Annotated in this window: 3 protein-coding genes; 2 read left to right on the top strand and 1 reads right to left on the bottom strand. The window is 62.7% G+C overall.

Features of this window, described 5'->3' with window-relative positions; all coding sequences use genetic code 11:
- Positions 1-26: 26 nt before the first annotated feature.
- Entirely contained in the window at positions 27-575 is a 549-nt protein-coding gene (locus NTD86_RS17070; RefSeq protein WP_262203917.1) for an RNA polymerase factor sigma-70, read from the bottom strand.
- Between the two features lie 322 nt (positions 576-897).
- On the opposite strand from NTD86_RS17070, the gene NTD86_RS17065 reads away from it, so the two are divergent.
- The gene (locus tag NTD86_RS17065) at positions 898-1647 is read left to right on the top strand and encodes a thioesterase II family protein (RefSeq protein WP_262203916.1); all 750 of its coding nucleotides are present in this window, start codon (positions 898-900) and stop codon (positions 1645-1647) included.
- Between the two features lie 69 nt (positions 1648-1716).
- Entirely contained in the window at positions 1717-14697 is a 12981-nt protein-coding gene (locus NTD86_RS17060; protein ID WP_262203915.1) for a non-ribosomal peptide synthetase, read from the top strand.
- The last annotated feature ends 91 nt before the right edge of the window (positions 14698-14788 follow it).

Genomic DNA, 14788 nt, shown 5'->3' with positions numbered 1-14788 from the left:
CACCCAGGCTGCGATGCGCGTCGCATTCAGCGACGGATGGAGGTGTCTGCCTGGCTGCCCGAGACCTTTCGGCAGTGCACCAGTGCGTCACGAATCATGAAGTTGACCAGTGTCGGCGACACTCCCAGTTCCTTGGCAATGTCCTTTTGCTGCACACCGTGCAGGCGGTACATCTCAAAGGCATAACGCGTCCGGCTGGGCAGTTCGGTCAGGGCGTCGGCGATGTTTTCCAGGGTGGAAAAATTGATGTGCGAGGTTTCTGGCGAAGCACCATTGATCACCACATTCAAGCCTTCCTCTTCGGTGCCGGAGTACTTTTGCTCCAGCGCTTGTTTGCGGTAGTGATCAATCGCCAGATTGCGCACGATCTGGAACAGATAGCTCAACTGCGCCTTGAACGACGAGGTGATCTGCGGTGCTGACTGCAAGCGGAAGAAAGCGTCCTGCACCACATCTTCGGCGCGGGACCGGCAGCCGGTGATCCGTGCTGCGATTTTGACCAGGATTAATCGGTTGTCGACAAAGGCCTGAAGTAAGGGTGAGTCGCACCTGCTTGTGGACATTTGTTCCGTCATGGAGATCACCTGTAGCGAGTGAAAAAGTGCGGGCCATTGCTCGGCTGGCGCCGTCACAGTTCGCAACAAACTAGGCTTAATGATAATGATTGTCAATTGAGAAAGGTAATTAATACCGATTAAGTCCAGAGTTTGCGAAAAGCCTCACATCCCGCGTATTTGACTGCAAAGGGCCACTATTTTTGGGGCTAATTATTTGCCGCAGACAACCGTTCAACAGGGGCGAAGGCCTGAGTTTCAGGCCTCTGATGAGCGTTGACGGAGGAGGGCGATATGGCCGTTGCATGTGTACAGGCGGTATTTCACATCGGTGGCTCGGGCCATGCGTGAGGGGCGCGCGTTGCGACTGTTTTGCCTGCCTTACTCGGGCGCCAGTGCCATGACCTACAGCCGCTGGCGGCGTTCGCTGCCTGCCTGGTTGCAGGTGCGGCCACTGGAGTTGCCAGGTCGCGGCATGCGCATGGGCGAGCCCCTGCAAAGTGATATTCGCCCGCTGGCCCGGCAGTTGGCGGATGAAATCAGTGCCGAACTGGACGGGCCCTACGCGCTGTTTGGCCACAGCCTGGGCGGCCTGCTGGCGTTTGAGCTGGCCCACGCCCTGCGTGAGCGCGGGCTGCCCGAGCCGTTGGCTTTGTTCGCGTCGGGCACCGCCGGTCCGGCCCGCCGGGATGTCAGTGAATACGCCGTGGCCAAGACCAACGAGCAGTTAATCGAACGCTTGCGCGAACTCAACGGCACTTCTGAAGCCGTACTGGCCAATGCCGAGTTGATGGACATGATGCTGCCGATCCTGCGGGCTGACTTCCTGCTGTGCGGCAGTTTCAGTCATGACCGGCGTGCGCCCTTGCCGCTGCCCATCCACGTGTTTGGTGGCAAGCAGGACAGCATACGCGCCGAGCAATTGCTGGACTGGCAGGCGGACACCAGTCGCGCGTTTTCCCTGGACATGTTCGACGGTCACCACTTTTTTCTGCACCAGCAAGAAGCCCCGCTGCTGCGGTGCCTGCGTCGCTACGCCGAGCAGCACCTCACACGCTGGCGCCAGCAACAGGTGCGTCAGGCGCACGGCTAAAGCGAGGCCCCGGCTTCTCGTCTCTCAAACACCGAATTTATGTAAAGCCGACTTCAGGCAGGAAATCCCATGATGGACGCGTTCGAACTCCCTGGCACATTGGCTCAAGCCCTGCAGCAACGTGCAGCCCAGACCCCGGATCGATTGGCCTTGCGCTTTCTTGATGAGCAGCAGAGCGCCAGTCAGGTGTTGACCTATCGTGACCTGGACCTGCGCGCGCGCACCCTCGCCGCCGCCTTGCAGGCCAATACGTCCAGAGGGGATCGTGCCGTCCTGTTGTTCCCCAGTGGCCCGGATTATGTGGCGGCCTTTTTCGCCTGCCTGTACGCCGGGGTGATCGCCGTGCCAGCGTATCCACCCGAGTCGGCGCGGCGTCATCATCAGGAGCGCTTGCTGTCGATCTTGAGTGATGCCCAGCCGCGTATCGTGCTGACCAGCAGCCATTTGCGCGCGTCCTTGCTGGCTCTGCCGGAGCTGGCGAGTGCCGATGCGCCACCGTTGCTGTGCGTCGACACGGTAGCGTCGAGCCTGGCACAAGCCTGGCAGCCGGTGGCGTCGCAGGCCGATGACATTGCCTTCCTGCAATACACTTCGGGGTCGACGGCTTTGCCCAAGGGCGTGCAAGTGACCCACGGCAACCTGGTGGCCAACGAACGCTTGATCCGTCGCGGATTCGGTATCGACCTCAACCCCGACGATGTGATTGTCAGCTGGTTGCCGCTGTATCACGACATGGGCTTGATCGGCGGCTTGTTGCAGCCGATTTACAGTGGTGTGCCGTGCATCCTGATGTCCCCCGGGTACTTTTTGGCCCGCCCGTTGCGTTGGCTCGAGGCCATCAGCGAATACGGCGGGACCATCAGCGGCGGGCCGGATTTTGCCTATCGGCTGTGCAGCGAGCGGGTCAGCGAAAGCGCGTTGATCGGGCTGGATTTGAGTCGCTGGCGTGTGGCTTATTCGGGCTCTGAGCCGATCCGCCAGGACACCCTCGTACAGTTCGCCGAGAAATTTGCCGCCTGCGGCTTTGACCCCGCCAGCTTTTTCGCTTCCTACGGGCTGGCCGAAGCCACGTTGTTTGTGGCTGGCGGGCAACGCGGGCAGGGCATTGCGGCCCTGAACCTGAATGAGCTGGAACTGGCCAACAACCGCATCGTGCCGGGTGACGGCAGCCCGGTGATGAGCTGTGGTACTCAGCAGCCTGAACATGCGCTGCAAATCGTCGATCCGCTCTCGTTCGAGCCCCTGGCTGACAACCGTGTCGGTGAAGTCTGGGCCAGCGGTCCGAGCATCGCCCATGGTTACTGGCGCAACCCCGAAGCCACGGCTCACACGTTTGTCCGGCACCAGGGCGGCACCTGGCTGCGCACTGGCGACCTGGGTTTTATGCATGAAGGGCAGCTGTACATTACCGGGCGCCTAAAAGACTTGCTGATCGTGCGCGGCCACAACCTGTACCCGCAAGATCTCGAAAGAACCATCGAGCGCGAAGTCGAAGTGGTGCGCAAGGGCCGGGTGGCGGTCTTCGCGGTCAATGACAAGGGTGAAGAGGGCATCGGCATCGCTGCCGAAATCAGCCGCAGCGTGCAGAAAATCCTGCCGGCGCCGGCCCTGATCACTGCCATTCGCCAGGCCGTGGCCGACGCCTGCCAGCAGGCACCCAGCGTGGTCGTGCTGCTCAATCCGGGGGCGCTGCCAAAAACCTCCAGCGGTAAATTGCAACGATCGGCCTGCCGCAGCCGTCTGGCGGAGGGCAGCCTGGACAGCTACGCGCAGTTTCCGTCTGACGACACCCAGCCAGCCGACAATGATCAGGCGCAGCCAGCCCAAGCATTGGAAGCACTGATTGCGTGGATCTGGTGCGAGCATTTGCAGGTCGAGCAAGTGGCCGCAGATGATCATTTCTTCTTGCTGGGCGGTAACTCGATCCTGGCCACGCAAACGATCGCCCGCCTGCGTGAAGAACTGAAACTGGAACTCAACCTGCGCCTATTGTTCGAGGCGCCGACCTTGAGCGCCTTCACGGCCCGGGTCGCGGCGTTGCAGCAGGACGGCGGTCTGGCCCAAGGCAGCATTGCCGGCTTGAGCCGTGACGAAGCACTGCCGCAATCGCTGGCGCAAAACCGTTTGTGGTTTATGTGGCAACTGGACCCGCAGAGCAGCGCCTATACCATCCCCGCAGCCTTGCGTTTGCGTGGTGAGCTGAACCAAACCGCGCTGTGCAGCAGCTTTGCCCAATTGGTCGAGCGCCACGAAGCCCTGCGCACACGTTTTTACGAGCGCGATGGCCAGGCCTGGCAGCAGGTTGACGAGGCGGCGGACTTCAACCTGCAAGTCATCGACATCAGCGACTTGCCCGCACATGAGCGTGAGGCGCGAGCCCGGCAGATACGCGAAGACGACGCCCGCACCCAGTTCGATCTGCGTAATGGCCCGCTGTTCTGGGTCACCTTGGTCAAGCTCGATGACCAAGCGCATCAATTGTTGCTGACCTTGCACCACATCATTGCTGACGGCTGGTCGCTGAACCTGCTCATCGACGAGTTTTCTCGGCTGTATGCGGCCGCCTGCCTGGAGCAACCGCTGCAATTGGCGCCACTGGCGCTGCAATACGCTGACTACGGCAGTTGGCAGCGTCAATGGCTGGCCCAGGGCGAGGCCGAGCGCCAGCTCAATTACTGGAAGCAGCAACTGGGGGACGAGCATCCGGTTCTGCAACTGGCCACCGATCACCCGCGTTCGGCCGCGCAGCAACACAGCGCTGCGCGCTACAGCTTGAGCCTGGAGGTGCCGCTCAGTCAGGCGCTGAAGCAGACCGCCGAGGCCCACGACAGCACGTTGTTCATGCTGTTGCTGGCGGCATTCCAGACCTTGCTTTATCGCTATACCGGGCAACGGGATATTCGTATTGGCGTGCCGAGTGCCAACCGCCCGCGTCAGGAAACCCACGGTCTGATCGGCTTTTTTATCAACACCCTGGTGCTGCGCGCACAACTGGACGGGCGTCTGCCGTTTAGTGATGTGTTGCAGCAGGCCCGCAGCGCCACCCTTGATGCCCAGGCGCATCAGGACTTGCCATTCGAGCAACTGCTTGAAGCCTTCCCCCAGGCCCGCGAACACGGGCTGTTCCAAGTGCTGTTTAACCATCAACAGCGAGATTTGAGCGCGTTGCGGCGTTTGCCCGGTCTGTTGGCCGAGGAGCTGGAGTGGCACAGCCGCGAAGCCAAGTTCGACCTGCAATTGCACAGCGAAGAGGACCATCAGGGGCGCCTCAAGCTGTCGTTCGACTACGCCGATGAACTGTTTGATGCCCGCACCATTGCGCAACTGGCCGAGCATTTTGTCGACCTGTTGCGCCAAGTGTGCGCCGACCCTCGCCAGGCCGTGGCGGACTTGCACGTGCTCAGCCCGGCGCACCTGCTTGAACAACAACACTGGGGCTCAGCCCCATGTGTGCCTGCCCAGCATTGGCTCCCGTACCTGCTGGAACAACAGGTGCAGCAGACGCCCGAGCGGGTTGCCGTGCAATGGAGCGATGGCAGCCTGGACTTTGCCAGCCTGCATGCCCAGGCCAATCGCCTGGCCAACTACCTGCGGGACAAGGGCGTAGGCCCCGATGTACCGGTGGCGATTGCCGCCGAACGCTCGCCGCAACTGCTGATCGGCCTGCTGGCGATTCTCAAGGCGGGTGGCGCCTATGTGCCGCTGGACCCGGACTATCCGCCCGAGCGCCTGGCCTACATGCTGCAAGACTGCGGGGCGTCTTTGCTGCTGACCCAGAGCCCACTGCTGGCGCGTTTGCCGAGTGTCGACGCGCTCAGTGTGATCGCCATGGACGGCCTCAAGCTAGACAGTTGGCCCAGCCATGCGCCGGGCTTGCACCTGCACGGCGACAACCTCGCCTATGTGATTTACACCTCCGGCTCGACCGGCCTGCCCAAAGGCGTTGGCAACACCCACGCGGCGCTCAGCGAACGTTTGCAGTGGATGCAGGCCACCTACGGCCTGGATGCCGATGATGTGCTGATGCAAAAGGCCCCCATCAGTTTCGACGTCTCGGTGTGGGAATGCTTCTGGCCGCTGATCACCGGCTGCCGTCTGGTGCTCGCCGGGCCGGGTGAGCATCGCGATCCAAAGCGCATTGCGCAGATGGTGCAGCAGTTTGGGGTCACCACCTTGCACTTTGTGCCGCCACTGTTGCACCTGTTTGTCGATGAGCCGCAGGCCGCGCAATGCAACAGCTTGCGCCGGGTGTTCTCTGGCGGCGAAGCCTTGCCCGCCGACCTGCGCGATCGCGTGCTGCAACACTGGCCCGGTGTGCAACTGCACAATCGCTACGGGCCGACGGAAACCGCCATCAACGTCACCCATTGGCACTGCGCGCGCGAAGACGGCCAGCGTTCGCCAATTGGCCACCCGTTGGGCAACGTGGTCTGCCGGGTGCTTGATAGTCAATTGAATCCGCTGCCGGTCGGCGTGCCGGGCGAGTTGTGCATTGGCGGCATTGGTCTGGCGCGGGGTTATCTGGGGCGCCCGGGGCTGACCGCAGAGCGTTTTGTAGCCGACCCGTTGGGCGAGCCGGGTGCGCGACTGTATCGCACCGGCGATCAGGTGCGCTGGGCCCGTGACGGCGTACTTGAATACCTGGGCCGCCTCGACCAACAAATCAAATTGCGCGGCTTTCGCGTCGAGCCGCAGGAGATCGAAGCACGCCTGCTGGCGCAGCCCGACGTGGCGCAAGCCGCGGTGCTTGTCCGTCAAACCCAGGGCGGGCCGCAACTGATCGGCTATTACTGCGCGCTTGGCGCAACGCTGCCCGAGGATGAACACAGCACACAGCTCAAGGCCGCTCTGGCGGCGCAACTGCCGGAGTACATGGTGCCCGCGCAATTACTGCGCCTTGACGCCATGCCGCTGAGCCCAAGCGGCAAGCTGGATCGTCGGGCCTTGCCGGAGCCCGTGTGGCAGGTGCGTGAACACATCGAGCCGCACACCGCGCTGCAACAGCAGATTGCGGCGATCTGGCGCGAAGTGCTGGGGCATAGCCGCATTGGTCTGGGTGATGATTTCTTCGCCCTGGGCGGGCATTCGTTGCTGGCCACGCAAATTGTCTCGCGGGTGCGCCAGGCGTGCGATGTCGAATTGGCGCTGCGCACTCTGTTTGAAGCCAGCGAGCTGGGTGCGTTTGTCGAACAGGTCGAACAGATTCAAGGCGCGGGCCAGCGTAATACCCAACGGCCGATTCAGTGGGTGGACCGTCGTCAGCGGGTACCGCTGTCGTATTCTCAGCAGCGCATGTGGTTCCTTTGGCAGATGGAGCCGCACAGCCCGGCCTACAACGTCGGCGGCATGGCACGCCTGACCGGCTTGCTGGATGTCGAGCGATTCGAGGCGGCGCTGCAGGCCCTGGTTATGCGCCATGAAACCCTGCGGACCACGTTCCCCAGCGATGACGGCGTGCCTTGCCAGCAGGTGCATCGCGACAGCGGCTTGCACTTGGGCTGGCTCGACCTCAGCACGTTTGATGCGGCCAGCCGCCAGCAGCGTTTGCAGGCACTGGCCGACAGCGAGGCGCATCAGCCATTCGATCTGGAGCACGGGCCGTTATTGCGGGCGCATATGGTCAAGGCCGGCGCGCGTGAACACTATTTTGTACTGACCCTGCACCACATCGTCACCGAAGGTTGGGCAATGGATATCTTTGCCCGCGAACTGGGCGAATTGTACGAAGCGTTTCTCGACGATCGCGCCTCGCCTTTGCTGCCGCTGGCGGTGCAGTACCTGGACTACAGCGTGTGGCAGCGCCAGTGGCTGGAGTCGGGCGAACGCCAGCGCCAACTCGATTACTGGATCGCCAAGCTCGGCACCGAACACCCTTTGCTCGAACTGCCCGGCGACCGGCCACGGCCTGCGGTGCAAAGCTACAAGGGCGGGTTGTATCGGTTTGACCTCAGTGATGAGCTGGCCGAACGGGTTCGCGTATTCAATGCCGAGCACGGCCTGACCCTGTTCATGACCATGACTGCCACCCTGGCGGTGCTGCTTTATCGCTACAGCGGGCAGACTGATCTGCGCATCGGCGCACCAGTGGCCAACCGCATCCGTCCGGAAAGCGAAGGGCTGATTGGCGCCTTCCTCAATACCCAGGTGCTGCGCTGCGAACTGCACGGGCAGATGCGCGTCGACGAATTGCTGGAGCAGGTGCGTCAGACCGTGATCGAGGGCCAGTCGCACCAGGACTTGCCCTTCGACCATCTGGTGGAAGCCCTGCAGCCGCCGCGCAGTGCCGCCTATAACCCGCTGTTTCAAGTGATGTGCAACGTGCAGCGCTGGGAGTTCCAGCAAAGCCGCCAGTTGGCGGGGCTGACGGTGGAGTTCCTGGCCAACGATGCGCGAGCGACCAAGTTTGATCTCAACCTGGAAGTCACCGACCTTGATCATCGTTTGGGTTGCTGTCTGACCTACAGCACGGACCTGTTCGACGAGCCGCGAATCGCCCAAATGGCCGAACATTGGCGCAATCTGCTGCACGCGCTGTTGGCTGACCCGCAACAACGCCTGAGTGAACTGCCGCTTTTGGGCGTAGAAGAACAACAACGCTTGCTCGTCGCGCTGGCGCCCAGCACACGTGAGTATCGCCTCGATCAGTGCGTGCACACCTTGTTTGCTGAGCAGGCGAAGGCCCGCCCCGAGGCCATTGCCCTGACTTTTGCCGGGCAACACTTGAGTTACGCCGATCTCGATCGCCGGGCCAATCAACTGGCCTGGAAGCTGCGCGAGCTGGGTGTTGGCCCGCAGGTACGGGTGGGCCTTGCGCTGGAGCGCTCGCTGGAAATGGTCATCGGCCTGCTGGCGATTCTCAAGGCAGGCGGGGCCTACGTGCCGCTGGACCCGGAATACCCGCTGGAGCGCTTGCAATACATGATTGAAGACAGCGGCATCAGCGTGCTGTTGAGCCACCGCGCCTTGATTGCCGCACTGGGTGAACTGCCCCCGAGCGTAGGTTGCTGGAGCCTTGAAGACGACACCCCGGCACTGGCGGCGTACCCGTCCAGTGAGCTGCCGTTTATCAGCCTGGCGCAGCATCAGGCGTACCTGATTTACACCTCCGGCTCCACCGGCCAGCCCAAAGGCGTGGTGGTGAACCACGGCGAAATCGCCATGCATTGCCAGGCGGTGATCGAGCGCTTCGGGATGCGTGCCGATGATTGCGAGCTGCATTTCTATTCGATCAACTTTGACGCCGCCACCGAGCGTTTGCTGGTGCCGCTGCTCAGTGGCGCGCGGCTGGTGGTGCGGGCGCAAGGGCAGTGGGACGCTGAGCACATCTGCCAACTGATTCGTGAGCAGCAGGTCACCATCCTGGGCTTCACCCCCAGCTATGGCAGCCAGTTGGCGCAATGGCTGGCAACCCACGGGCAGACGTTGCCGGTACGCATGTGCATCACCGGCGGCGAAGCGCTGACCGGCGAGCACCTGCAGAGGATTCGTTCAGTGTTCCAGCCCAGCCAATTTTTCAACGCCTACGGCCCCACCGAAACCGTGGTCATGCCGCTGGCCAGCCTGGCGGCGGAACAACTGGCTGACGGCGCAGCAAGTGTGCCGATCGGTCAGGTCATCGGCGCGCGGGTGGCGTACATTCTCGACAGTGATCTGGCGCTGGTGCCGCCGGGCGCCACCGGCGAACTCTATATCGGCGGCGCAGGGTTGGCTCTGGGCTATCACCAGCGTGCCGGGCTCACCGCCGAACGCTTTGTGGCCGACCCGTTTGCCCGCAATGGCGGGCGCCTGTACCGCACCGGCGACCTGGTGCGTCAGCGTGCTGACGGGCTGGTGGAGTACCTGGGCCGGGTGGATCACCAAGTCAAAATCCGGGGTTTCCGTATCGAGTTGGGCGAGATCGAAAGCCAGTTGCTAGAGCATCCGGCGGTGCGTGAAGCCGTGGTGCTGGCGCTGGACATGCCCGGCGGCAAACAATTGGCGGCCTGGCTGGTATGTGATCAACAGGCCGAGGCGGGAGCGCTGCGCGAAGCGCTCAAGGCTCGGCTCAAGGCGCAGCTGCCGGACTATATGGTGCCAGCGCACCTGACGCTGCTGGGCAGCATGCCGCTGACCGCCAATGGCAAGCTCGACCGTCGTGCTTTGCCCGCGCCGGATGTTGAGCTCAATCGCCAACGCTACGTGGCCCCCGCCAATGCACTGGAAATCAGTCTGGCGAGTGTGTGGGGAGAGGTGCTGAACCTTGAGCAGGTCGGTCTTGATGACAACTTCTTTGAATTGGGCGGTGATTCGATTCTGTCGATCCAGGTAGTCAGCCGCGCCCGCCAATTGGGTATTCATTTCAGCCCGCGGGACCTGTTCCAGCACCAAACGGTGCAGGCACTGGCCAGTGTCGCGACCCGGACCGAACAGCGGTCTGCCGAACAGGGTGCGCTCAGCGGCGAATCGCCCCTGACGCCCATTCAGCACTGGTTCTTTGATACGCAAATGCCGGAGCGCGGGCACTGGAACCAATCATTGCTGCTGCAACCGGCCCGGCCGCTGGTGCCTGCCCGTCTGGAGCAGGCACTGACCGCCCTGGTGATGCATCACGACGCCTTGCGCCTGAGCTTTGAGCCGCACAACGGACACTGGCGTGCCCAGTACGCCGGCGCGGTGCCTCAACCCTTGTTGTGGCAGGCCGAGGTGGCGGAACTGAGCCAATGCCAAGGGCTGTTCGACCAGGCTCAGCGCAGCCTCGACCTGCAAGCCGGGCCACTGCTGCGCGCGGTGCTGGTGGACGGTCCCCAGGGCGAGCAACGTTTATTGCTGGTGATCCATCACTTGGCGGTCGATGGTGTGTCCTGGCGCGTGCTGCTGGAAGATCTGCAAACGCTGTATCGCCAGCAATCACTGCCTGCCAAGACCAGCGCGTTCCGGGCCTGGGCCAATCGCTTGCACGCCTATGCTGCGAGCGATTCGCTGCGCGAAGAGCTGGGCTTGTGGCAACAGCAGCTTGCGGGGGCGCACGTCGCGTTGCCGTGCGACAACCCGCAGGGCGGTCGGCAACACCGGCATGGCCACACCCTCAGCGTACGTCTGGATGCATCGCGCACCCGTCAGTTGCTGCAACAGGCGCCGAGCGCCTATCGCACCCACATCAACGACCTGCTCCTGACCGCATTGGCGCGCGTGACCTGCCGCTGGACGGGCCAGTCCTCGATCGTGGTGCAGCTGGAAGGCCATGGCCGTGAAACCCTGTTCGACGACATCGACCTGAGCCGCACCGTGGGCTGGTTCACCAGCGCATACCCGGTACGCCTCACGCCCCATCTTGACGCTGGGCATGGCGATTCGATCAAGGCTATCAAGGAGCAATTGCGTCAGGTGCCGCATAAAGGCCTGGGCTACGGCGTGCTGCGCTACCTGACCGACCCGGCCACGCAGCAGGCGCTGACCGCGTTGCCCGAAGCGCCGATTACCTTCAACTACCTCGGCCAGTTCGATCAGAGTTTTGCCAGCGATGCCGTGTTCCGCCCGCTGGACGAGGCCACAGGCACTGCCCATGACCCGCGGGCACCGTTGCCCAATGAGCTGAGCATCGACAGCCAGATCTATGGCGGCGAGTTGGTGTTGCGCTGGACCTTCAGCGCCGAGCGTTATCAACCGCACACCATCGACGCGCTGGCTCGCGCTTATGTGGCAGAGCTTGAAAGCCTGATCGGCCATTGCCTGAGCGCCGATGCCGGTGGCCTGACACCGTCGGACTTCCCCTTGGCCAAGCTCAGCCAGGCGCAACTCGACAACCTGCCGGTGGCGGCGAGCCTGATCGAAGACGTCTACCCCATGACGCCGATGCAAGAAGGCATGTTGCTGCACACGTTGCTGGAACCGGGCACCGGCCTCTACTACATGCAGGACCGCTATCGGATTAACAGCGCCCTCGACCCGCAGCGTTTTGCCCAGGCCTGGCAGGCGGTGGTGGCGCGGCATGAAGCCTTGCGTGCATCGTTCTGCTGGAACGCGGGCGAGGGCATGCTGCAAATCATCCATCGCCCGGGGACTACCGGCGTTGACTACCTTGATTGGAGCAACGAGCCGCAGGACGGGCACGAAGAGCGCTTGCAAGCGCTGCTCAAGCGCGAGCGCGAGGCTGGTTTCGATCTGCTCAACCAGGCGCCGTTCCATCTGCGGCTGATCTGTCTGGGCGAGGCGCGTTATTGGTTCATGATGAGCAACCACCACATCCTGATCGATGCCTGGTGCCGCTCGCTGCTGATGAGCGATTTCTTTGAAATCTACAGCGCGCTGGGCGAGCAGCGCGCGCCGCAACTGGCCACGCCCCCACGTTATCGCGACTACATCAGTTGGCTCCAGCAACAGGATCTGCAGCAGGCCAATGCCTGGTGGCAACGCAATCTGCAGGGCTTTGAGCAGACCACGTACATTCCGAGCGACCGGCCGTTCCTGCGTGAACATGCCGGAGACAGCGGCGGCATGCGGGTGGGCGATTGCTACACCCGGCTGCAGGCTAGCGATGGCGCGCGGCTGCGTGAACTGGCTCAGCGTCACCAACTGACCCTCAATACATTCACTCAGGCTGCGTGGGCGCTGGTCTTGCGACGGTTCAGCGGTGAGCGCGACGTGGTCTTTGGCGTGACCGTGGCCGGGCGGCCGGTAGCGCTGCCGCAGATGCAGCAAACCGTTGGCTTGTTCATCAACAGCGTGGCCCTGCGCGTGCAGATGCCCGCTGACGGTCAGGCGCTGAGCGTGCGCCAGTGGTTGCACACATTACTCGAACACAACATGGAACTGCGCGAGTACGAGTACCTGCCGCTGGTCACGATTCAGGAGTGCAGCGAGCTACCCAAGGGCCAGCCGCTGTTCGACAGCCTGTTTGTGTTTGAAAACGCCCCGGTGGACCTGTCGGTGCTGGACCGCGCGCAAGGCCTCAACGCAACGTCGGATTCGGGCCGCACCCACACCAACTTCCCGCTCACCGCCGTGTGCTACCCCGGCGATGATCTGGGCTTGCACCTGTCTTACGATCAGCGCTTCTTTGAGCGCAGCAGCGTTGAGCGCCTGCTGAGCGAGTTCAAACGCTTGCTGCTGGCCTTGATGGACGGCTTTCATGGTGACATGGCCGACTTGCCCTTGCTGGGCGAGGCCGAGCAGCAATTGCTGACGGAGGGCTGCAACCAAAGCCAGCGTGACTACCCGTTGCAGCACAGCTATGCCGAGTTGTTCGAGGCTCAGGTGGCGGCGCACCCACAGCGCATCGCGGCCCGTTGCGCTGAGCAGCAGTGGAGCTACCGCAAGTTGAACCAGCGCAGCAACCGTTTGGGCCACGCGCTGATTGCCGCCGGTGTGAGGGTCGATCAGCCGGTGGCCTTGCTGGCCGAACGCGGGCTGGATTTGCTGGGCATGATCATTGGCAGCTTCAAGGCCGGGGCAGGTTACTTGCCGCTGGACCCGGCGCTGCCGAACTCGCGCCTGAGCCGTATCCTGGAACTGAGCCGCGCGCCAGTGCTGGTGTGCAGCCAAAGCTGCCTGGCCCAGGCCGAAGCGTTGCTGGACGCGTCGGGGTGCGCCATACGCCCGCGCTTGCTGGTGTGGGAGGAAGTGCAAACGCAAGCGCAGGCCGAGCACAACCCGCAGGTCTACAGTGGGCCGGATAACCTGGCCTACGTTATCTACACCTCGGGTTCTACTGGGTTGCCCAAAGGCGTCATGGTCGAGCAGCGCGGCATGCTCAACAATCAGTTGAGCAAAGTGCCGTATCTGCAACTGAGTGAGCACGACGTCATCGCGCAGACCGCGTCCCAAAGCTTTGACATATCGGTGTGGCAGTTCCTTGCAGCGCCCTTGTTCGGGGCGCGGGTCGAGATCGTCCCCAACGCCATCGCCCATGACCCGCAAGCCTTGCTGGCGTTGGTTAACACACAGGGCATCAGTGTGCTGGAAAGCGTGCCTTCGTTGATTCAAGGCATGTTGGCCGAAGAACGGATTGAGCTGAACGGGTTGCGCTGGATGCTGCCCACCGGCGAGGCCATGCCCCCGGAGTTGGCGCAGCAATGGCTGCTGCGTTACCCGGCGATCGGCCTGGTGAATGCCTATGGCCCGGCCGAGTGTTCGGATGATGTGGCGTTTTTCCGTGTCGATCATGCGGCGACCCAAGGCAGCTACTTGCCCATTGGCACGCCCACCGACAACAACCGCCTGTATCTGCTCGATGGCGCACTGCAATTGGTGCCGCTGGGTGCGGTGGGTGAGCTATGTGTGGCGGGCACAGGGGTGGGCCGTGGCTATGTCGCTGATCCACTGCGCACCGCAACAGCCTTTGTGCCGAACCCGTTCGGCGCACCGGGCGAGCGCTTATACCGAACCGGCGACCTGGCGCGGCGACGCACCGATGGCGTGCTGGAGTACGTGGGGCGTATCGATCACCAGGTGAAAATTCGCGGGTACCGGATCGAACTGGGGGAGATTGAAGCACGGCTGCACGAGCAACCATCGGTGCGCGACGCGGCGGTCAGCGTGCAGGAAGGTCCGAACGGCAAGTACTTGGTGGGCTATCTGGTGGCAGCACAACCGGACCAGAGCCGGAGCGAGCCACTGGAGCTCATCAAACAGCGGCTGCGTGGTGAACTGCCGGAATACATGGTGCCGTTGCATTGGTTGTGGCTCGACCAATTGCCGCGCAACGCCAATGGCAAGCTCGACCGCAAGGCGCTGCCAGCGCTGGACATAGGCCAGGTACAGTGCGATGACTACGTGGCACCACGCACCGAACTGGAACAGACCTTGGCCAACCTCTGGAGTGAAGTGCTGAGCGTCGAGCGGGTGGGGGTCAACGACAACTTCTTCGAGCTGGGCGGCCACTCCTTGCTGGCGACACAAATCGCCTCGCGGGTACAGAAAGTACTGCAACGCAACGTGCCGTTACGGGCGATGTTTGAATGCAGTTGCGTGGCCGAGTTGGCGGTGTACATCGAAGGGCTAGAAAGCAGCGAAATCAACGAGGAAAAAGTCGACCGCCTGAGCGACCTGATGGCCGAACTCGAAGGGCTGTGACAACACCCCCTGTAGGAGCCGAGCTTGCCTCGCGATCTGTTGATCTTAAACATCAACAGATCGCAGCCTGCGGCAGCTCCAGGGTGAACTG

Source organism: Pseudomonas sp. 7P_10.2_Bac1, from assembly GCF_025465935.1.
Classification (GTDB): domain Bacteria; phylum Pseudomonadota; class Gammaproteobacteria; order Pseudomonadales; family Pseudomonadaceae; genus Aquipseudomonas.
Note: the sequence above shows the minus strand (reverse complement) of the source record. Positions and strands in the feature narration are given on the sequence as shown.

What these genes read in the sequence shown, in the direction of transcription:
- NTD86_RS17060 (WP_262203915.1), top strand. Translation starts at nt 1,717, where the DNA reads ATGATGGACGCGTTCGAACTCCCTGGCACATTGGCTCAAGCCCTGCAG.
- NTD86_RS17070 (WP_262203917.1), bottom strand. Translation starts at nt 575, where the DNA reads ATGACGGAACAAATGTCCACAAGCAGGTGCGACTCACCCTTACTTCAG.
- NTD86_RS17065 (WP_262203916.1), top strand. Translation starts at nt 898, where the DNA reads ATGCGTGAGGGGCGCGCGTTGCGACTGTTTTGCCTGCCTTACTCGGGC.